The sequence below is a fragment of the Kitasatospora sp. NPDC004240 genome, from assembly GCF_053603215.1.
Map to the genome: position 1 here is coordinate 19891 of NZ_JBSGFD010000015.1, position 19064 is coordinate 38954.

General features: G+C 74.5%; 18 protein-coding genes. 5 read left to right on the forward strand and 13 right to left on the reverse strand.

The features are described from left to right. Positions 1 to 28 precede the first annotated feature (28 nt). Together ACWEQL_RS06675 and ACWEQL_RS06680 are read right to left on the reverse strand one after the other, a co-directional pair. Positions 29 to 1288 carry a cation:proton antiporter gene (locus ACWEQL_RS06675; protein WP_452149083.1) on the reverse strand — a complete coding sequence of 420 codons (1260 nt, stop codon included), beginning with the start codon at positions 1286 to 1288 and terminating at the stop codon, positions 29 to 31. 414 nt (positions 1289 to 1702) lie between these two features. Beyond that, complete coding sequence (locus ACWEQL_RS06680; protein WP_452149084.1) at positions 1703 to 2284, reverse strand: TetR/AcrR family transcriptional regulator; 582 nt, start codon at positions 2282 to 2284, stop codon at positions 1703 to 1705. Between the two features lie 96 nt (positions 2285 to 2380). Between ACWEQL_RS06680 and ACWEQL_RS06685 the strand changes: the two genes are divergently transcribed. From ACWEQL_RS06685 to ACWEQL_RS06705, 5 genes are all read left to right on the forward strand, one after another. Next, positions 2381 to 3616: a cytochrome P450 gene (locus ACWEQL_RS06685; RefSeq protein WP_452149085.1), complete on the forward strand. Its 1236-nt coding sequence runs from the start codon at positions 2381 to 2383 to the stop codon at positions 3614 to 3616. A 57-nt stretch (positions 3617 to 3673) separates the two neighbouring features. Further along, entirely contained in the window at positions 3674 to 4567 is an 894-nt protein-coding gene (locus ACWEQL_RS06690; RefSeq protein ID WP_452149086.1) for an SAM-dependent methyltransferase, read from the forward strand. Positions 4568 to 4739: 172 nt separating this feature from the next. Continuing rightward, positions 4740 to 5546: a class I SAM-dependent methyltransferase gene (locus tag ACWEQL_RS06695; protein ID WP_452149087.1), complete on the forward strand. Its 807-nt coding sequence runs from the start codon at positions 4740 to 4742 to the stop codon at positions 5544 to 5546. Between the two features lie 75 nt (positions 5547 to 5621). After that, positions 5622 to 6752: an NAD-dependent epimerase/dehydratase family protein gene (locus ACWEQL_RS06700; RefSeq protein ID WP_452149088.1), complete on the forward strand. Its 1131-nt coding sequence runs from the start codon at positions 5622 to 5624 to the stop codon at positions 6750 to 6752. 108 nt (positions 6753 to 6860) lie between these two features. Continuing rightward, entirely contained in the window at positions 6861 to 7703 is an 843-nt protein-coding gene (locus tag ACWEQL_RS06705; RefSeq protein WP_452149089.1) for an SAM-dependent methyltransferase, read from the forward strand. A gap of 92 nt (positions 7704 to 7795) precedes the next feature. On the opposite strand, the gene ACWEQL_RS06710 is transcribed toward ACWEQL_RS06705, so the two are convergent. The 11 genes from ACWEQL_RS06710 to ACWEQL_RS06760 form a co-directional block, all read right to left on the reverse strand. Continuing rightward, positions 7796 to 8938: an alpha/beta hydrolase family protein gene (locus ACWEQL_RS06710; RefSeq protein ID WP_452149090.1), complete on the reverse strand. Its 1143-nt coding sequence runs from the start codon at positions 8936 to 8938 to the stop codon at positions 7796 to 7798. A 120-nt stretch (positions 8939 to 9058) separates the two neighbouring features. Further along, on the reverse strand, positions 9059 to 9880 hold the full coding sequence (locus tag ACWEQL_RS06715; RefSeq protein ID WP_452149091.1) for an alpha/beta hydrolase family protein: 822 nt from the start codon (positions 9878 to 9880) through the stop codon (positions 9059 to 9061). Next, the gene (gene kynU, locus ACWEQL_RS06720; protein ID WP_452149092.1) at positions 9880 to 11202 is read right to left on the reverse strand and encodes a kynureninase; all 1323 of its coding nucleotides are present in this window, start codon (positions 11200 to 11202) and stop codon (positions 9880 to 9882) included. The genes ACWEQL_RS06715 and kynU overlap by 1 nt, the downstream gene beginning before the upstream one ends. A gap of 176 nt (positions 11203 to 11378) precedes the next feature. Continuing rightward, positions 11379 to 12113: a polyprenol monophosphomannose synthase gene (locus ACWEQL_RS06725; protein ID WP_452149093.1), complete on the reverse strand. Its 735-nt coding sequence runs from the start codon at positions 12111 to 12113 to the stop codon at positions 11379 to 11381. A 26-nt stretch (positions 12114 to 12139) separates the two neighbouring features. Then, the gene (locus ACWEQL_RS06730) at positions 12140 to 13030 is read right to left on the reverse strand and encodes an alpha/beta fold hydrolase (RefSeq protein WP_452149094.1); all 891 of its coding nucleotides are present in this window, start codon (positions 13028 to 13030) and stop codon (positions 12140 to 12142) included. After that, entirely contained in the window at positions 13030 to 13242 is a 213-nt protein-coding gene (locus tag ACWEQL_RS06735) for an MbtH family protein (RefSeq protein ID WP_452149095.1), read from the reverse strand. Before ACWEQL_RS06735 ends, ACWEQL_RS06730 begins: the two co-directional genes overlap by 1 nt. Positions 13243 to 13267: 25 nt before the next feature. Beyond that, positions 13268 to 14065: an enduracididine biosynthesis enzyme MppR gene (gene mppR, locus ACWEQL_RS06740; protein WP_452149096.1), complete on the reverse strand. Its 798-nt coding sequence runs from the start codon at positions 14063 to 14065 to the stop codon at positions 13268 to 13270. Beyond that, the gene (locus ACWEQL_RS06745; RefSeq protein ID WP_452149097.1) at positions 14062 to 15240 is read right to left on the reverse strand and encodes an aminotransferase class I/II-fold pyridoxal phosphate-dependent enzyme; all 1179 of its coding nucleotides are present in this window, start codon (positions 15238 to 15240) and stop codon (positions 14062 to 14064) included. The genes mppR and ACWEQL_RS06745 overlap by 4 nt, the downstream gene beginning before the upstream one ends. Beyond that, on the reverse strand, positions 15240 to 16391 hold the full coding sequence (gene mppP / locus ACWEQL_RS06750; RefSeq protein ID WP_452149098.1) for an enduracididine biosynthesis enzyme MppP: 1152 nt from the start codon (positions 16389 to 16391) through the stop codon (positions 15240 to 15242). Before mppP ends, ACWEQL_RS06745 begins: the two co-directional genes overlap by 1 nt. A 104-nt stretch (positions 16392 to 16495) precedes the next feature. Continuing rightward, a complete protein-coding gene (locus ACWEQL_RS06755; protein ID WP_452149099.1) occupies positions 16496 to 17671 on the reverse strand; it encodes a tryptophan 2,3-dioxygenase family protein in 1176 nt (391 codons plus the stop codon). Further along, on the reverse strand, positions 17668 to 18684 hold the full coding sequence (locus tag ACWEQL_RS06760; RefSeq protein WP_452149100.1) for a methyltransferase: 1017 nt from the start codon (positions 18682 to 18684) through the stop codon (positions 17668 to 17670). Before ACWEQL_RS06760 ends, ACWEQL_RS06755 begins: the two co-directional genes overlap by 4 nt. Between the last annotated feature and the right edge of the window lie 380 nt (positions 18685 to 19064).

The following is a 19064-nucleotide window of genomic DNA, read 5'->3' on the forward strand; positions in this document are numbered from 1 at the left end:
TCCGGACGCCGCCCGCCCGCCCGGGGTGTCAGCCCCGGGCGGAGGTGCGGGCGTCGTCGGGCAGCGCCCCCCTGGCCGCCTCGGCCTCGACCAGCCGCCGGGGCAGGATCCAACGGAGCAGGGGGCCGGCCATCGCCGTGGTGACGATCGCCATCACCACCATCAGCGAGTACAGCTCGCGGTCGATCACCCCCAGGCTCAACCCGACGCTGAGGGCGATGAGTTCGGTCAGGCCGCGGGTGTTCATCAGGGTGGCCAGGGCGGCGGACTGCCGGGTCGGCATCCGGTGGCCGCGGGCGGCCAGGAACGCCCCGAGGAACTTCCCGCCGACGGCCACCAGGAGGATCAGGGCGAGGTCGAGCAGACCGCCCGCGCCGATCCCGGACAGGTCCACGTTGAGCCCGGCGGTCAGGAAGAAGACCGGCAGCAGCAGGGTCTGGCCCAGGCTGCCCAGGTGCTCGTGGATCTGGGCGCGCAGCCGCTCCGTCCGCTCGCGCGGGACGACGGCGCCGAACAGGAAGGCCCCGAAGATGAAGTGCAGCCCGGCCCACTCCGTCGCGGCCGCGGACAGCAGCAGTCCGGCGAGGACGCAGGCGAAGCCGGCCGGGGCGAGCGCGCCGGAGCCCGTCCGCAGCCGCCGCAGCAGCGGCCGGACCACCAGCAGCATGACCGCCAGGTAGGGCACGAGCAGCAGGACGCGCCACTGGGCGCCGCCGCCCGCTCCGCTGATCACCGTCACCGCGGCCAGGCTCGACCAGGCCAGGACGTCGTCGATGGAGGCGCAGGCGAGCGCCAGCACGCCCAGGGTGGTCCGGTCCAGGCCGCGTTCGGTGAGGATCCTGGCCAGCACCGGGAAGGCGGTGATCGACATGGCGATGCCCATGAAGAGCACGAACGCGGTGCCGTTCGGGCTCGGGTGACCCCGCAGCAGGTACAGGCCGAGCGCGGAGCCGAGGCCGAAGGGCAGGAGGAAGGAGCTCAGCGAGACGGTGACGGCGAACGCGCCGGAGCCGCGGGCCTGGGCGACGTCCCACTCCAGGCCGACGGCGAACATGAAGACGGCGACCCCGACGGTGGCGAGGGCGGTGAGCTGCGGCCGGATGTCGGTGGGGAAGAGGTGGGCGCAGACGGCGCCGCCGAAGAGGGTCGGGCCCAGCAGGACACCGGCCAGGACCTCACCGATCACCGCCGGTTGGTCGAACCGCCGGGCCAGCGAGCCGAGCAGCCGCGCGAGGAGCACGACGGCGGCGAGTCCGATGAGCAGTTCCGCGATGTGCTGGTTCTTCATGGATTCCCGTTTCGATGGGACGGGCAGGACGCGGGACGCGCTGACGCGGGAACCGGGCCGGTGGTGCGACGGTCGGCCCGCCGGCGGTGCGGGGGGTGCCGGGTCGCGGGGCCCGGGCGGCTGCGGGGGGCCGGTGCCGGGCGGGCTCGTGGGCGCCTGCGCCCGGCGGTTCCGTGCTCGGGGCTCCGGTGGGCGCCGCGGTACGGCCTGGACGGCGGTGGGGCGGCGCGGCCCCGCAGGCGTCGGCGCGGGGCCGGATACCGCCGCACGTTAGTGGGCGGTCGCCCACCCGTCAAGGCCGCCCGGGGCCGTGCGGGCGGACGCCTCCGGCGGATGGGCGGGGCGGGCCGGGTCGGGCCGGGGAACGCCGCCGCCCGGCCACCGATCGGCGGCCGGGCGGGGAAGGGGGCGCGGTCAGCGCGTCGGGACGACGGAGGTGACGACCTTGCGGACCTCGGCGGCCTCCGGGGCGACGCCCCGCCGGCCGGCGAACAGCAGGTGGCCGGTCCCGATCAGGGTGAGGGCGAGCATGTCGACGTCGGAGTCGGCCGGGATCCGGCCCCGCTCGCGCTCGGCGGCGAGGTAGGCGGTGATCATCGCGGTGGCCTCGGTCAGCACGGGTACGCCCGAGGAGCCGGCCTGGTGCAGCCGGGTGCGCAGTTCGTCCCGGGCGGTGACCAGGCCGACGATCGCCACGGCGACCGATCCGAACAGGTCGCTCAGCGCCTGGGTGAGGTTGTCGGCGACGGTCCCCGTCCCGGCCGCGGCGAGCAGGGAGCGGCCCTGGACCTCGATGCGGCCGATGCGGTCCAGCACGAGCGCGGTGAGGAAGGCGTCGAAGTCGGCGAAGTGCCGGTGCAGGACGCCCTTGGCGCAGCCCGCCTCGGTGGTGACGGCCCGGCTGGTCAGGGCGTTGGGCCCGCCCTGGAGCAGGACGCGCTCAGCGGCGTCGAAGAGCTGCTGGGAAACGTCGCGGATCGCTGTCCCCGTCGGCATCGTGCCACCTTCCGTTTCCGTACCGGCCTGATCTTTCCGTGGCGCATCGTGCCCGGAGCGATTGACGAGTGGGCACCTGCCCACTACGGTGGGCGCATGCCCACTATACCCCCAAACGGCTCTACGGGTATGCCCTCGGGGTGCCCGCACGCGGCGGCAGCAGGGCGCGACACCTACACCGTTCCGGCCCCGACCCTCGCGGCGTGGCGGCAGGCGCCGGTCCGGGAGGTCACCACCGAGTCCGGACAGAAGGGCTGGCTGGTCACCGGGATGGCGGAGGTGCGGACCGTCCTGTCCGACCCGCGGTTCAGCCGCGCCGAGGCCCGCCGGATCGGCGCGGTCGTCGTCCCCTCGGCCGTCCTGGCGAAGCCCGGCATCAACGACCTCGACGGACCGGAGCACGCCCGGATGCGCCGGCTGGTGGCCGGGGCCTTCAGCGCCCGCCGGATCCGCGCCCTGCGGCCGCGCGTCCAGGAGATCACCGACGGCCTGATCGCCGACCTCGCCGCCCAGGGCCCCACGGGCGACCTGGTGGCCGGCCTCTGCCGCCCGCTGCCGCTCACCGTCATCTTCGAGATCCTCGGCGTCCCGCAGCGCGACCGGGCCCGCTTCAGCGGCTGGGCCGACCGGGTCATGGCCACCACGGCGTACCCGCCCGGGGAGTCGCTGAAGGCGCTGGAGTCGGTGATCGGCTACATGGCCGACCTGGTCGCCGCCAAGCGCCGCGAACCCGACGACAGCCTGCTCCAGGAGCTGATCACGGCCCGCGACGAGGAGGACCGGCTGAGCGAGATCGAGCTCGTCCACCTCGGCTGCGGCCTGCTGATGGCCGGCAACGAGTCCACCGCGACCGAGCTCGGCAAGGGCCTGGCGGCCCTGCTGGACAACCCCGACCAGCTCGCTGCGCTGCGCGCCGACCCCTCGCTGGTGCCCGCCGCCGTCGAGGAGGTGCTCCGGTACACGCCGCTGAGCGCCCGGGAGAACGGCGGCCAGGTCCGCGCCACCACCTGCGACGTCGAACTCGGCGGCGTGCTGATCCCGGCGCGGAGCGTGGTGTTCGCCAGCCTGCCGGGCGCCAACTTCGACCCGGCCGCGTTCGCCGCGCCGGAGCGCTTCGACATCACCCGCGAGGGTGCGGACGCCCACGTCACCTTCGGGTACGGCGCCCACCGCTGCCTGGGCGCCCAACTTGCCCGGATGGAGCTGGAGGTGGCGTTCGGCAGCGTGCTGGCCGCCTTCCCCGGACTGCGGCTGGCCGTCCCCGGCGAGGAGCTGGCGAACGCGCAGGGCCGGCTGATCAGCGGGATGGAGGCGCTGCCGGTCACCTGGTGACCGCCCCGCCCGCCCGGCCCCGCACCCTTCGATCCCCCTGCGAAAGAGGACGAGCCGATGACCGATCGGACCACCACTCCGGCCACCCCGGCACCGGCGGGCGAGGCCCCGCCGTCGACCGAGGTGGCCGGCTTCTACGACGACCTCAGCGGCCTCCTGACCGACCTGTTCGGCGGGAGCCTGCACGAGGGCTACTGGACCTCCCCGGATGACCCGGCCACGATGGCCGAGGCGTCCGGGCAGCTCACCGACCTGCTGGCGGGCAAGCTCGGGCTGAAGCCGGGCGACCGCGCCCTGGACCTGGGCTGCGGCTCGGGCGCGCCGTCCATCCGGCTGGCCCGGTCGACGGGCGCGCGGGTCGTCGGCGTCACCAACAGCGCCGTGCAGATCGAGGCCGCCGTCCGTGCCGCCCGGGAGGCGGGCGTGGCCGACCGGGTGTCCTTCAGCTGTGCGGACGCGACCGTCCTGGACTTCGAGGCGGACTCCTTCGACGCCGTCCTGATGATCGAGTCGATCTTCCACCTGCCGGACCGGCTCGGCGCGCTGCGGGAGGTGGCGCGGGTGCTGCGCCCCGGCGGCCGGGTCGCGCTGACCGACCTGCTGGACCTGGACCCGGCGCCGGCGCCGATGGAGCAGGCGGTGGGGGACCTCGCGGAGCACTCCCGGGAGCACGGGCACGCCTCGCTGGTGGCCAGGCCGATCCCGCTGGCGGAGTACTCCGCGCTGCTGGAGCGGGCCGGGCTGGTGCCGGTCGAGCGGACCGACATCACCGAGCACACGGTGGCCCGCACGCTCGACTGCCTGCGGCGCCGGCTCACCGACGACAACGAGGAGCTGGTGCGCACCTTCGGCAGCCGGGTGGTGCGGCAGTACGAGTCCGTCCTCCCGCTGCTGGAGAAGGCCGGCTTCGGCTACGGCCTGGTGGTCGCCGCCGCTCCCGGGCGGCCGTGAAGCGGTCCGTCCGCCGGTCGGTCAGCCGCCGGTCGGCCGGCCGCTCCCGGTCGGCCGCCCGTGGGCGGCTGTTCGCGGGCGGCGGTCAACCGGCCTGGTGCGCGGGCGGATCGGACTGACCGACCGTCAGGTCGAGTTGACCAGTGGGCGTTCGCCCACCTAAAATGGGCACATGCCCACTAATCCGAGCAGTGAAGTGCATCAGCAGCGCCAGGTCGCGGAGTCGTTCGGGGTGGACGCCGAGCGCTACGACCGGGCCAGGCCCCGCTACCCCGAGGAGCTGGTGGAGCGTCTCGTCGCCGGCAGCTCCGGACGCGAGGTCCTCGACGTCGGCACCGGCACCGGCATCGCCGCCCGGCAGTTCCAGAAGGCCGGGTGCGGCGTCCTCGGGATCGAGCCCGACGCGCGCCTGGCCGAGGTCGCCCGCCGGTTCGGCCTGGAGGTCGACGAGGCGACCTTCGAGGAGTGGAAGCCGGCCGGCCGGCAGTTCGACGCGGTCGTCGCCGCACAGGCGTGGCACTGGGTCGACCCGGCCGCGGGTGCCGCCAAGGCCGCGCGGATCCTGCGGCCCGGCGGCCGGCTGGCGGCGTTCTGGAACGTCTTCCAGTTCCCGTCCGAGGTCGCCGACGCGATCGCCGAGGTCTGCCGCCGGGTCATGCCGAACGCGCCCTTCGACTTCGGGGCGATGCTCAACAACGCCATGGCCGGGTACGAGGGGTTCTTCACCAAGACCTCCGACGGGATCCGCGAGGCCGGCGGCTTCGGCGAGCCGGAGCAGTGGCGCTTCGACTGGGCGTGGAACTACAGCCGCGAGGCCTGGCTCGACCAGATGCCCACGCTGGGTGCGTTCACCCGGCTGCCGGCGGACAAGATGGCGGAGGTGCTGGAGGGCGCCGGGACCGCGATCGACGCCATGGGCGGCAGCTTCACGATGAACTACGCCACCGTGGCGGTCACCGCGGCGCGCACCGACGGCTGACCGCCGGGCCGCCCCGTGGGCCCCGGCCCCCGGGCGGCCCGCCCACCGGAACGTCCGTCGCCCGAGGGGACGCCGGTGACGGATCCGGGTCTCGTGGTGGCCGGCCACCACGAGACCCGGGAACTCCCACAGCCCTCCGACCGGACCCGGCCGCACGGCCGCGTCCTCCCCGGCCCGCGCGAGGGCCGGGGCACCAACGGACCCCTGGAGGGCGTCATGAGACTGCTGGTGCTGGGCGGAACCCACTTCGTGGGCCGCTCCGTCGTCGACGCCGCGCTGGAGCGCGGGGACAAGGTGAGCACCCTCAACCGGGGCAACCGCCCGGCCGCCGAGGGCGTCGAGCCCCTGATCGCCGACCGTACGGACCCGCGGGCCCTGCGCGCGGCCATCGGCGAGCGCACCTTCGACGCGGTGGTCGACACCTGGACCGGCGCCCCCAAGGTCCTCGGCGACTGCGCCGCGTTCCTGGCGGACCGGGCCGGCCACTGCTCCTACGTCTCCAGCTGGGTGGTCTACCGGCCCCCGGTGCCGCACGGCGCCGACGAGCGCGCGGCCACGATCGACGGCGACCCGGACGACCCCGGGGACGGCTTCTACCCGGTCGCCAAACGCGGCTGCGAGCTCGCCGTCCAACGTGCCTTCGGCGACCGCGCGCTGATCACCCGGCCCGGGCCGATGCTCGGCCCGTACGAGGACGTCGGCTCGCTGACCTGGTGGCTGCGCCGCGTCCGCCGCGGCGGGCGGGTCCTGGCGCCGGGCCGCGCCGACGACCCGTTCCAGTACGTCGACGTGCGGGACCACGCGCCCTGGCTGCTGGACGCGGCCGAGCGCGGCACCGGCGGCGTGTTCAACACGGTGTGCGCCCGCGGCCGCCACACCATGGGCGAGCTGCTGGAGACCATGCGCGAGGTGACCGGCTCCGACGCCGAACTGGTCTGGGTCGGCGACGACGACCTGCTGGCCGCCGGCGTCCGCCCCTACCTCGACATCCCGTTCTGGCTCCCCGCCGCGCTGCGGGGCGGCATCAACGACGTCGACGTCTCGGCCGCGCACGCCGCCGGCCTCGACACCGGCCGCCCGCTGCGGGACACCCTGGCCGACAGCTGGTCCTGGCTGGAGCGCGAGGGCGAGCCGCCGTGGCAGGCGGCCGCCGCACGGGGGCTGGATCCGGCCCTGGAACAGCGGGTGCTCGACCGGATCGGCTGACCGCCGCGACCGCGGCCGCCGGGGGGAGGACGACAGCCCACCGGCACCGACGACGATGCGGTCGCCCGCGGCCGGGTGACACCCCCGGGCGACCGCGAAGGAGTGGACATGGCACGAGGCGGGACCGCCCCGACGGGGCGCCTCTCCCAGCGGGAGGCGGAGGACGGCTTCTACAACGACACCAGCGAGTTCCTCGCCGAACTGTCGGGTGGAAGCCTGCACATGGGGTACTGGGAGTCCCCGGACGACCCGGCCACGATGGCCGAGGCGTCCCGGCGGCTCACCGCGCTGATGGTGGAGCGGGTGGGGGTCGGCCCGGGGCGGCGGGTGCTCGACATCGGCTGCGGGACGGGCGCGCCGGCGATCCAGCTGGCGACGTCGACCGGCGCCTCGGTCGTCGGGGTCACCAACAGCCCGGTCCAGGCGCGGCTGGCCACGGCCAAGGCCCGGGAGGCGGGGGTCGCCGACCGGGTGGAGTTCCGCTGCGAGGACGCCGCCGGCCTCTCCTTCGCCCCGGAGTCCTTCGACGCGGTGTGGCTGTTCGAGTCGATCATGGCGATGCCGGACCGGCTCGCCGTGCTCCGGCAGGCCGCCGCCGTCCTGAGGCCCGGTGGACGGCTCGCCCTGACCGACTTCCTGGACCGGTCCGCGCCCGCCGCGTCGCGGCCGGCCGAGGCGCCGCAGTACGCCGTGCTGATGGGCAAGTTGACGGCGCTCCAGGAGTACCCGGCCCTGCTGGAACGGGCCGGCCTGACCCCGCTGGAGATCACCGACGTCAGCGACCGGACGGTGGCCCGGACCCTGGCCTGCATGCGGCGCACGCTGGAGGGCGACCGCGCGTCGCTCACCGAGCGGTTCGGCGCCCAGGTCGTGGACCAGTTCGACAGCATCGTGCTGCGCCTGGAGGCCGCCGGATTCGGCTACGGCATCGTCGTCGCCGAACGGTCCTAGGCACAGCACAGTACGGCCGAGCCGGCCCGCCGCCACCCTCGCCGGGTGGCCGCGGGCCGGCTCCGCCGTGCCGGGGCCGAGGACGGGCGGCGCTACGGCCGGACGAACCCGACCTCGGGGAAGGCCGGGGAGGGGCCGTCGAACAGCGGGCCCGGGATCCCGCGCAGCTGTTCGTCGAGGAAGGCGCCGACGTAGGAGCGGGTGATCCCGGTGGCGCGCTCACCCGAGACCGTCCCGAACAGGGCCGGGGCCAGGACGGGCGGGATCACCTCGGTCAGGTCGAAGTGCTCGTACAGCCAGTGGGCGTCGCTGAAGGACATGTGGCCGGCGGTGGGCACGCTCAGCCAGCGCTTCCAGCCGGTGAGAGCGGCCCAGCGGTCGGCCCAGTTGGCGGCCGGGGTCCCGCCGGCGGTGGGCCACTGGGCGCCGAGCAGCAGCACCGGGCGGGTCAGCGGCCGCGCGGGCGGCGGGGTGAAGAAGGTGCCCTCCAGATTGACGGCGGCCGCCACCCGGGGATCCTCGGCCGCGGTCTCGACGGCGGCCGAGCCCCCGATGGCGTGGCCGGCGACGGCGATCCGGGAGCAGTCGACGCCGAACCCGGAGCGGGCCGGGGTCAGCCGGTCGAGCAGGAAGCGGATGTCCCGCACCCGGCTGCGCACGACGTCCGCCCCGCCCTGGCCGGTGCAGTTGAGGCAGGGCTCCACCCGGTGGCCGGGGAACTCCACGACCGCCTCGTAGGTGTGGTCCAGCGCGGCCACCAGGTAACCCCGGGAGGCGAGGTCCTCGGCGAGCGAGGTCAGGGAGACCCGGCTCATGCCGAAGCCGGGGGACAGCACGACCAGCGGCCGCCGTCCGGGCAGCGGCAGCGCGTCGAGGGTCGCGTGGGTGCGTACGGTGGCGAGCGCGTCCGTGCCGAACGCGGCGGTGGACAGTTCGGGGGACATGAACGGGGCCGTGCGCTCCGAGGGGAGGAGGGCCGGGTACCAGACGGTGGTCATGAGTTCCCGGAAGGCGGTGTCCGGCTTCCACGGGTCGGGCCGCGAGGTGTCGACGAGGTGGAGCGTCCTGGTGCCGACCGGACGGCCGCCGGTGGGGGCCGGGAGCTCGGGCCCGGTGGCGGCGGCCCGTAAGGAGGGCCCGGCGGGGGCGGCGGAGGCCGGCGGGGTGCCCGCGATCAGCAGCAGCCCGAGGACCGCTGCCAGCGGGGCGACGAGGCGTATGAATCGTTGCGACATGCGCCTCATGCTACGAGGAAGTGGGCGATTGCCCACCTCATTTCCGGAAACGGGCCGACGGATCGCCGGGCTGTCGAAGGGGCGTGCGTCTCCGCCGCTTACAGGCGATGCGAGGGACCGTCACCCTCGCCCGGCGTCGGCGGGCAGCAGCCGCGCCAGCTCCCCCGCCGTCCGCGCCCAGGCCGCGGTGCCGGGGTCGATGACGTCGAAGTGGTCGGCCCCGGGCAGCTCCAGCAGGACCGCCTCCGGCCCGGCGGCCTCGGCGTAGCGCCGGCTCAGCTCGTACGGCACGTGCCGGTCGGCGGTGCCGTGCACCACCAGCTGCGGCAGGCCGAGCGGGAGCAGCGCCATCGGGTCGGCCTGCCGGTACACCCGCGGCCGGTCGGCCGGCCCGCCGCCGAGCAGTTCGGCCACCGCGCCGTCGCTCAGGCCCAGCCGCGCGGCCAGGCGCAGGTCGCAGACGCCGGCCAGCGACACCGCCACGGCCGGCGCCACCGGGCCCGAGGACGCGCGGGGCCGCCGGGCCGCCCAGAGCGCCAGTTGGCCCCCGGCCGAGTGGCCGATCACCGCGACCCGGGCGGGATCGACCGCCCCGCCGCCGAGGGAGGCGACGGCGTCCAGCGCGGCGGCCACGTCCCGGAAGGTGCCCGGCCAGCCGCCGCCCGGCAGGCCCGTGCGCCGGTACTCGACGTTCCAGACCGCGTAGCCGCGGGCCTGGAGGTCGGCGGCGAGCAGGTGCATCAGGTCGAGCCGGTAGCGCGCCCGCCAGTAGCCCCCGTGGATCAGCACCGCCGCCGCGCCGTCGCCGCCGGGCCAGTACTCGCCGTACTGCTCCGGTGCGGGCCCGTAGCGGACGATCCGGTAGGCCCCCGGCGGGCCGGCGGTCAGCCGCGCCAGCTCCGGCGGGTAGGTCTCGCCCGCGCTCCTGTCCGTCGTCGTCATCAGGTCGGCCCGTCCGTGGTCTCCGGGAAGTCCAGGTGCCGGCCGGAGGCGACCACCTCGCGCAGCCGCGAGAGCCCGGTGTGGACGTCGGTGTAGCGGGTGTAGAGGGGCGGGAACCCCAGCCGGAGGCGCTGGGGGGCGCGGTGGTCGGGGACCACCCCGACCGACTTCGCGGCCTGGCACACCTGCCAGGCGGCCGGGTGATGCAGTGTCAGGTGGGCCCCGCGGCGCCGCGGGTCGGCCGGTGAGGCGACCCGGAAGCCGAGCGGGACGAGCCAGGCGTCGACCAGCGCCTGCGCGTAGTCGGCCAGCCCCCGGCCCTTGGCGGCGATGGCCTCGATGCCGGCGGCCGCCGTGAGCCGCAGGCCCTCGCGCACCGCGTAGCCGGCCAGCACCGGGGGAGTGCCGACCAGGAAGCGTTCGATCTCCGGCACGGGCCGGTAGGACGGGCCCATGGCGAACTGGTCGGTCTGCCCGAACCAGCCCCAGATCGGCTGCCGCAGCCGCGGCTGGAGATCCCGCCGGACGTAGAGGAAGGCGGGCGACCCCGGGCCGCCGTTGAGGTGCTTGTAGGTGCAGCCGACGGCCAGGTCCGCGCCCGCCGCGGAGAGTCCGACCGGCACCGCGCCCGCCGAGTGGCAGAGGTCCCAGAGGACCAGCGCGCCGTGCCGGTGCGCCTCGGCCGTCACCCCCGCCAGATCGGTCACCGCGCCGGAGCGGTAGGCCACGTGGGAGAGGCAGACCAGCGCCACCCGCTCGTCCAAGGCCGCCGCCACCTCGGGCAGCCGCAGTCCCTCGTCGGGATCCACCGCGATCTGCCGCAGCGTCAGGCCGCGGGCGGCGGCGATGCCCTCCAGGATGTAGCGGTCGGTGGGGAAGTTGTCGTCGTCGGTGAGGATCACATCGCGCCCGGGCCGGGCGTCGAGCGCGGCGACGGCCAGCTTGTAGAGGTTGACGCCGGTCGAGTCCGACACCACCACCTCGCCCGGTTCGGCGCCGACGATCCCGGCCGCGAGGTCGCCGATCTCCCGGCCGAGCGGCAGCCACCGCCGCCAGCCGTCGATCAGCTCCGAGCCCCACTCCTCGACGGCCTCGTGCAGCCGGTCGCGGGTCGCCCGCGGCAGCCGGCCCAGGGAGTTGCCGTCCAGGTAGACCACCGCCGGATCGGCGATCACGAACTCCTCGCGGTGGCCCGCCAGGGGATCCTGGGCGTCCAGCCGCCGGGCCTGTGCCAGGAACGGCTCGTCAGGGGGCTCGCCGGGTGCCGCGGGGGAATCCGTCCGCCGCGTGCCGGACCTGACCGTCCCTCCGAAATCAGTCACCCGTTCACCGTAGTGGGCACTTGCCCACTCGTCAACGACGTACGGTCCGCACCCGAACGGCGGGTCCGCGCCGGAGGCCGCGCCGGTGGACGGGCGGTCTCCGGAAGCGGGGCGCGGACCCGCCGGCGACCGGGCCCCGGCGACGGGGGTGCGCCGGGGGCCCGGGGATCATGGGTTCAGCGCCTGCCGCCGAAACGCAGCTTCCACGGGGTGAGCGCGGATTCCAGCTGGACCGCCAGGCTCATCTTCGAGACGCCCTGCTCGCGTTCCTCGAAGCGGATCGGCACCTCCAGGATGGTGAACCCCCGGCTGACCGCGCGGTGGTTCATCTCGACCTGGAAGGAGTACCCGTTGCTGTGCACGGAGTCCAGGTCGATCGCGCGCAGGGTCTCGGCCCGCCACGCCTTGTACCCGGCGGTGGCGTCCTTCAGGCGCAGCCGCAGGATCGCGTTGACGTAGAGGTTGGCCCAGGCCGAGAGGGCCTTGCGGGTCCAGGGCCACTCGGAGGCGGTCGAGCCGCCGGGTACGTAGCGCGAGCCGATCACGGCGGCGGCGTTCCTCGTCAGCAGCGTGTCGATCATGACCGGGAGCACCGAGGCCGGGTGCGAGAGGTCGGCGTCCATCTGGACGACGATGTCGGCGCCCTCGTCCAGCGCCCGGGTCATGCCGGCGACGTAGGCGCGGCCGAGGCCGTCCTTGGCGCTGCGGTGCAGCACGCCGACGGTCTCCGGCGCGTCGGCGGCGAGTTTGTCCGCGACCTCGCCGGTGCCGTCGGGCGAGTTGTCGTCGACCACGAGCAGGTGCAGGTTCGGTACCGGCAGGTCCGCGAGCAGACCGGCCAGGACGGGCAGGTTGTCCCGCTCGTTGTAGGTCGGCACGACGACGACGGTCTTCGGGGGTACGGCGGTCATCGGCAGCTCCTCCGTGGGGAAGCGGGTCAGGGGCCGGTCGCCGGGCGCTCGGGCGAGGCCGCGTGGCCCGTTCGCGCGAGCGGGCGGGCCGGGGTGCCGGCGAAGAACTCGAGGATCTGACGGTTCACGTCGTCCGGCTGCTCCAGGTACCCGTAGTGACCCGCGCGGTGGATCTGCTGGTGGACGGCGCCGGGGATGGCGCGGGCCACCTCGGCGACCAGGTGCGGGGGCGTGACCAGGTCGTCGGTGAAGCCGATGACCAGGCACGGCGTGGTGATCGCGGCGTAGGCCGCGAGGCGTCCGGAGTCCGGCGTGATGGCGAGCTGGTGCCGCAGCCCCGGCCCGGGGGCCGACGACTGCTCGAACACCGACAGCCAGTCGGACACCTCCAGATCGTCGTCGAGGGTGTGCGGGGACAGGTTCTGAAGCGCCTGCATCGCTGCGTGGTACCGGGGCGGCAGCGTGATGCCGGAGTCCAGCAGCTCGACCTCGGCCCGGGCGGCGGCCGCGCGCAGCTGGTCGTCGCGGCCGCGGGTGGCCATCAGGACGGCGGCGGTGGCCAGGTCGGGCCGGGTGAGTAGCAGTTCCTGCACCACGTGTGCGCCGAGCGACGTCCCCACCAGGCGGCACGGCCCGGCGTCCAGGTGCTCGATGAGCCCGGCGAGGTCGGCCACCAGGTCGGCGGCCGTGAAGCCCTCCTCGCCCGGGTCGCTCGGCGGCACGCCCCGGGAGTCGTACGTGATCACCCGGTAGCCGGCCCCGGTGAGCGCCGGCACCTGGTGCAGGTGCCACGCCCGGCCGCGACCGCCCGCGCCCATGACCATGACGACCGGCTCCCCGCCCTCGCGGCCCTCGCGGCCGGAGGGGCCGTGGTCGTCGTAGTGCAGCCGTGTCCCGCCGACGGTCGCGACGCCCATCAGCGTGCGGTCATGCGGTCGGCGAGGCTCTTCGGACGCATGTCGGTCCAGTGCTCCTCGACGTACGCGAGGCAGGCCGCGCGGTCCGTGTCGGCCAGTGAGACCGACCAGCCCTCGGGGACGGCGGCGAAGGCCGGCCAGAGCGAGTGCTGGCCCTCGTCGTTGACCAGCACCTTGAAGGTCCCGTCGGGGTCGTCGAACGGGTTCGTCATGTCAGCTCCTTCGGGGGGACGGGTTTCAGGAGAGTTCCTGGCCGGAGACGAGCGTCTCGGCGTAGCCGAAGACGTGGCCGCGTCCGACCGACACCGGCCGCAGCGAGGCGAAGTCCGCGTCGAGCACGTCGAACATCTCCAGGCTGGCGTCGCCCGACCAGATCTCGGAGAACTCGACCCCCGTGACGGTCGAGGTCACCAGCCCGACGGGCGGCTGCTCACCGGCGATCCACTGCGGCTGGACCCGGCTGTGCACCAGCGGCACGTTGTGCAGCGACGGCGGCTCGGGGGACTCGTCGGTCACGCTCACCGAGGCCTGGGCGATCCGGCGGCCGCCCGTGGAGGCGGTGCCGTGGTACGTGCCCGCGGCGGAGCCCAGCGGGCCCGCCTTGCCGACGCGCATCGGCCGGGTCTGGTGCACCTCGCCGAACTGCTTCGGCATGCCCTGCACCCAGCCGCGCAGCAGCGGCACGGGCTGGTCGACCCAGGCGTACGGGCAGCGGGCCAGCGGGCGGCCGCGGTACTCGCAGCCGAGCAGGATCAGGAACTCGCTGAACTGGCTGGTGCCGGGCTCGGCCAGCTCGGTGCCCGGCTCCGAGCACCACTGCCAGTGCGCGAAGACCGCGGCGGCCTGGCCGGGGTCGGCGCCGAGGTCCAGCTCGGGCGGGAGGAACCGCGCGGCCGCCTCCGGGTCCACCCGGTAGTCGACCATGACGACCTCGCCGGAGAAGTGCCACGGCGGAGGGGTCAGCGTGGACGAGGTGCCGGAGGGGGAGAGCGGGAGACTGTAGCCGCGCAGGGGGCTGACGACGGGACTGGTCATCGGGGGGTTTCCTCGTTTCTCCAGGCGGCGGCGAGCCGTGCGGCCGCCTCCGCCAGACGGTCGGGCGAGTTGAGGCTGTACGCGAGCCGCAGGTGGGTGCCGGCCGCGCCGCCGAAGCGGGAGCCCGGTGCCACCGCGACGCCCGCCCGGTCGGCCGCGGCGAGCAGCGAGGCCTCGCTGCGGCGCGGGTCGAAGGTCAGCCAGACGAAGAAGCCGCCGGCCGGACGGTCGATGGCGACCGACTCGCCCAGGCCGGCCCGCAGGGCGGCGACGAGCGTGTCGCGCCGCAGCCGCAGCTGTTCACGCAGCCACAGCAGGCGCCGGTCGTAGCGGCCGTCGCGCATCAGCATGGCCACGGCCAGCGAGGTCAGGTGGTTGAGCGCGCCGCCGCTGACCAGCTGGCCGCGGTCGGTCAGCGTGCGGATCAGGGCCGGTTCGGCCTCCAGCCAGCCCAGCCGCAGGCCGGGTCCGAGCGTCTTGGCGAACGAGCCGAGCCGGATCACGCCCCGCCGTCCGGCCAGCGCGGCGAGCGGCGGCGGCGGGGCGACGCGGTCCAGGCCGAGCTCCGCGTACGCGTCGTCCTCCACGATCGGCACGCCGTGCCGGGCGGCGACCACGAGCAGTTCCCGGCGGCGCGCCTCGCCCGCGACCGTGCCGGTCGGGTTGTGGAACGTCGGCGTCAGGTAGACGAACGCCACGTCCTCGCCGAGCGACAGGGCGTGGTCGAGGGCCTGCGGCCGTACGCCCTCGTGGTCGGCGTCCGCCTCGCGCAGCCGCAGGCCGTGGTCGGCCATGATGCTCCGGCCCAGGTCGTAGGACGTGCGCTCGACCACGACGGACCGGCCGGGCCGGCCCAGGGCGGTGCAGAGCAGGGTCAGCGCCTGCGAGGTGCCGGCGGTGACCATGACCTCCTCGGCCGTGCAGCCGTGCCGGGCCGCCAGCAGGGCGCGCACCGGGTCGGCCCCGGCGTTGGCGCCGTAGCTGAGCGCCGCGGGTCCGAACTCGGTGAGGGCCTCCGCGTAGAGCGGGAGCACCTCGTCCACCGGCAGCAGGTCCGGTTCGAGGTAGCCGGGGCCGAGGTCGATGACCCCGGGCGGGGGGACGGCCTGCACCACCCCCGCACGCCACCACCGGGCGTGCGGGAGCGGTGCGACCTTGGTGTCGGGTGGAACCATCAGCCCTGCTGCCCCGGTGTGTCGAGGAGGGCCGCGCGCAGCACCTGGGCGCCCGCGAGCAGGGTGGAGGGGTTCCGGGACAGCGCCAGGCGCAGCATCCGGTCGCCCTCGTGCGGCCGCGCCCAGTGGAACTTCTGGCAGGGCAGCACGTAGAGGTTGCGGGTGCGGACCGCCGACCAGACGTCCAGCGCCAGCCGGGAGCCGACGTGCAGGCGCTCCACGCTGGTGCGGGCGTGCTGGTCGACGAAGCTCATGTCCGGCACGCCCTCGAACTCGGCGCGCACCAGGGCCCGGTGGTCGGCGATGGTGCGCTGGAGGTCGGCCAGGCCGCCGTCCGCGCCGTCGTCGGAGAACCGCTTCACCATGAGCATGATCAGCGGCGAGGTGCCGAGCAGGATGTCCGAGTGGATCTTCTCGATCGGCAGGTCGATGTTGGCCGAGCGGACCAGCCAGCCGATCTTGAGCTCCAGGGTCGGCCACAGCTTGCCGGTGTCCTCGATGACCACCCAGCGGCAACCGCTCGCGTCCAGGACGGCGTAGTGGTCGAACTGCGCGGCGGGGTCGAACCCGCGGAACGAGGTGTCCAGGGCCAGCACCACGTCGTGCTCGGCGCACTGCTCGGCGAGCCTGCGCAGGCGCTCCTCGGTCATCACCCGGCCGGTGGGGTTGTTCGGCGTGGTGATGAAGACGCAGCCGACCTGGCCGAGCAGCTCCGCCGGCAGGTCGTCGTCGTGGGCCTGCTCCTCCTCGACCGGGACGAGCCGCAGGCCGACGCCGCGCAGGATGTCGGGGATGTTGTCGAAGGTGGGGTGGATCAGCGCCACCGCGTCGGTCCTGGTGACCAGCGAGCGGGCGAGGATCTCCATGGCCAGCGAGGACGAGTAGCAGGCCAGCGTCCGTCCGGCGGCGAACGGGTGGCTGTGCTGGCCGAGCATGCCGAAGAACGAGTCGGCGGCCTCCTGTTCGATCTCGGACACCGGGCGCATGGCGGCCTCGGCCCACAGGTTCGGCAGGTCGGCGATGACCTTGCTCTGGGCGGCCGTGAGCTGCTGACGGGCGTGCCCGTCGGCGAGGTTCATCGAACTGTCCAGGGCGAGGGTCTCGAACTGCGTCAGGTTCTCCGCGGAGACCGTCGACTGAATTCTGTTCACAAGCACCTCTCAAGTGAGTGTGTGGCGACGTGTGCTTGGAGCCGCGGCGGTCGCCGCGACTCACCGGCGCGCGGGGCGCCGGGATAGGAATCGATTGACCACTGTCAGCAGAACGCGAATTGCGTGAGCAATTGCTCGACATCGTCGGTGCGGTCACCGGAAGCCAATCCGGTCTTCCCGACGAAGCGTTTGAGGTAACCGGCACCTTCGGTGCCTCCGGACCCCGTCGTGTCCGGCAGATAGCGACGGCCGAATCCGTAGTGCCGGCCGCGCCAGACGTGCAGCGGCGCCTCGCCCGCGGTGAACGCCTCGCGGACGCCGGCGTCCCGGTCGCAGGCCGTGGCGTCGCGCAGGGAGACGAACTCCCGCAGCACCGGGTCGTTGACCGGGGCCAGGTGCGCGAACCGCTCGTAGGTCTCGGTCTTCCGGTCGTCGTAGCCGTACACCACCAGTTCCATCAGGTGGTAGTTGAGCGACTGGACGGCGCTGGCGCTGCCGGTCGCGTCCCGGAAGCCCATGAAGAGCTCCGGGGTCAGCGTCTTCAGCGCGTGGAAGAGGACGTTCAGCAGCTCGGCCGCCGCGTTGAACTGGCTCATCCGCAGGGCGTACTCGCCGGCGTCGCGGCCGACGGCCTCGGTGGCGCCGCGCGCGGTCCGGCGGACGAGGAAGAAGCCGACCTCGCAGGCCTGCACGGTGCGCATGAAGATGTGCTCGTCGTGCTTGTCCGACCGGCGGAACCCCGAGCAGCGGTTGACCACCGACAGGTCGTGGACCAGCGCGTCGTCGTGCCCGGCGAGCCGGACCAGCTCGGCGCTCGCCATGGTGCGGCCCGGGCCGAGGGGGAATCCTCCCAGGTGGTCGAGCACGGCCTCCAGGCGGCGCACGCGTTCGGCGCCCTCCTCGACCGTGGTCTCGTGCAGTCCGGCCTCGCGCACCTCCAGCGCGATCAGGTCGGCCACGAGCGCGTGCACCAGCAGCAGGCCCGCCTCGTACGGGTCCTTCCAGCGGGCGAAGTACCAGCCGGTCACGTGCAGTCCGGTGTAGCGGTAGTACTCGGGGATGTCGAGACGCCGGCTGAACGGCCGGGTCAGGAGCCGCAGGATCTCGTTCTCGTCGGTGTCCGGTCCGGCCAGGGCCGCGTCGTGGCGCTCGGACAGCTCCAGGACCTCGTCCTCGGGCAGCTCGGCGACGGCCGTCGCGTGCAACCGGTCGGCCAGCTCGACGCAGGAGTCGGGCAGTTCCCGCGAGCCGGTCAGGGTGGCGGCCCAGGCGGCGCTCACCGCCCGGACCCGCCCTCGGCGCGCCGACCGACGATCAGGTGCTTGTCCCCGGCGGAGCGCCGGACCGTGCCGTCCGTGAAGCCGGCCCGGCCCAGCAGGTCGAGGTACTCGGCCGCGGTCCGGTGCCGGCCCTCGGTCTCGACGTGCATGGAGAGGTTCATGACGGCCGTGGCGAGCGGGCCGCTGCGGTCGTCGTGGAAGAGCCGCTCCATGATCAGGACCCGGCCGCCGGGCAGGCACGCCTCGTACGCCTTGCGCAGCAGCGTCACACAGGTCTCGTCGTCCCAGTCGGACAGGATGTAGCCGAAGGCGAAGCAGTCGCCGGCCGGCAGCGGGTCGCGGAAGAAGTCGCCGTCCGCGAAGCCCAGCCGGTCGCCGAGCCCGTGCTCGGCGGCCCGCGCGGCCAGGTGCGGACCGACCCGGGGGAGGTCGAACACGGTCGAGCGCAGCTGCGGGAAGGCCTTCAGGGCGGCCACCGAGAAGGGGCCGCTCGCCCCGCCCACGTCGATCAGCTGCCGGGCGTCGCCCAGGTCGGCCAGGGCGGCGAGCTCGTGCGAGACGTGGTGGCTGAGGCCCCACATCGCGTTCAGGAAGCGGCCCACCGACTCGTCGTCGCGGTAGATGGCGTCGAAGGGGGCCGGCGCGTCCCGGTCGGTCTCGGCCTTGCCCACGTCCAGGTAGCCGCTCAGCCGCCCGAACTGCCCGGCGGTGTCGTCGATCAGGTGACCGACGAACCCCATCAGGTAGCGGGGGTCCTCGCGGTCGACGTACGGACGCACGTCCGCCGCGAGGGCGTAGCCCTCGGCGTCCGCCTCCAGGACGCCGAAGGAGGACAGGACGAGCAGGAGCCGTTCGAGGGTGTCCTCGTCGACGTCCAGGGCGGCCGCGATCTTCCCGGCGCTGTCACCGCCGTGTCGTGTCAGGTGCTCGAATACGCCGTGCCGGTCCGCGACGCGCAGAGCGTGGGTGGCGTACATTCCGTAGACGGCGCGTTCCAGATCCGCAGGAATCATTGTTTTCGCTGCCCATCGATGCGAGGGAATTTTCAAGCGTTGTCGGCGCGGCAGATTTCGTCGCGGCCGCCGAGATTTCCGGGCGGGACCCGCCCACGGCCCGGCGGCTGAACGCCCCCCGGGGTCGACGAGAAGTATTTCGGCGGGCGGGGTGGAGCGGCCATGTTGTTGACCGCAGAGCGAAACCCGCAGTTCGGAGCCGTTATCCGGGCCGTGGGCCTTGGCCGGGGCGGTGCTTGAACGGGGGAGACGCCCGGCCGGCGCCCCCGTGCCCCCGCCGTGGCCCGCCGGACCGGCCGGGAGGGCGGCCCGGGAGGGCGGCCCGGGAGCCCTCGTCCGGGGTACGAGCCTGTTCGAGTGCGGGCCGGCCGGGGCGGGCG

Bases quoted from the DNA above. Each gene is read 5' to 3' on its own strand.
- ACWEQL_RS06675 (WP_452149083.1), bottom strand. From the start codon at position 1,288: ATGAAGAACCAGCACATCGCGGAACTGCTCATCGGACTCGCCGCCGTC.
- ACWEQL_RS06680 (WP_452149084.1), bottom strand. From the start codon at position 2,284: ATGCCGACGGGGACAGCGATCCGCGACGTTTCCCAGCAGCTCTTCGAC.
- ACWEQL_RS06685 (WP_452149085.1), top strand. From the start codon at position 2,381: ATGCCCACTATACCCCCAAACGGCTCTACGGGTATGCCCTCGGGGTGC.
- ACWEQL_RS06690 (WP_452149086.1), top strand. From the start codon at position 3,674: ATGACCGATCGGACCACCACTCCGGCCACCCCGGCACCGGCGGGCGAG.
- ACWEQL_RS06695 (WP_452149087.1), top strand. From the start codon at position 4,740: ATGCCCACTAATCCGAGCAGTGAAGTGCATCAGCAGCGCCAGGTCGCG.
- ACWEQL_RS06705 (WP_452149089.1), top strand. From the start codon at position 6,861: ATGGCACGAGGCGGGACCGCCCCGACGGGGCGCCTCTCCCAGCGGGAG.
- ACWEQL_RS06710 (WP_452149090.1), bottom strand. From the start codon at position 8,938: ATGTCGCAACGATTCATACGCCTCGTCGCCCCGCTGGCAGCGGTCCTC.
- ACWEQL_RS06715 (WP_452149091.1), bottom strand. From the start codon at position 9,880: ATGACGACGACGGACAGGAGCGCGGGCGAGACCTACCCGCCGGAGCTG.
- ACWEQL_RS06725 (WP_452149093.1), bottom strand. From the start codon at position 12,113: ATGACCGCCGTACCCCCGAAGACCGTCGTCGTCGTGCCGACCTACAAC.
- ACWEQL_RS06730 (WP_452149094.1), bottom strand. From the start codon at position 13,030: ATGGGCGTCGCGACCGTCGGCGGGACACGGCTGCACTACGACGACCAC.
- ACWEQL_RS06735 (WP_452149095.1), bottom strand. From the start codon at position 13,242: ATGACGAACCCGTTCGACGACCCCGACGGGACCTTCAAGGTGCTGGTC.
- mppR (WP_452149096.1), bottom strand. From the start codon at position 14,065: ATGACCAGTCCCGTCGTCAGCCCCCTGCGCGGCTACAGTCTCCCGCTC.
- ACWEQL_RS06745 (WP_452149097.1), bottom strand. From the start codon at position 15,240: ATGGTTCCACCCGACACCAAGGTCGCACCGCTCCCGCACGCCCGGTGG.
- ACWEQL_RS06760 (WP_452149100.1), bottom strand. From the start codon at position 18,684: ATGATTCCTGCGGATCTGGAACGCGCCGTCTACGGAATGTACGCCACC.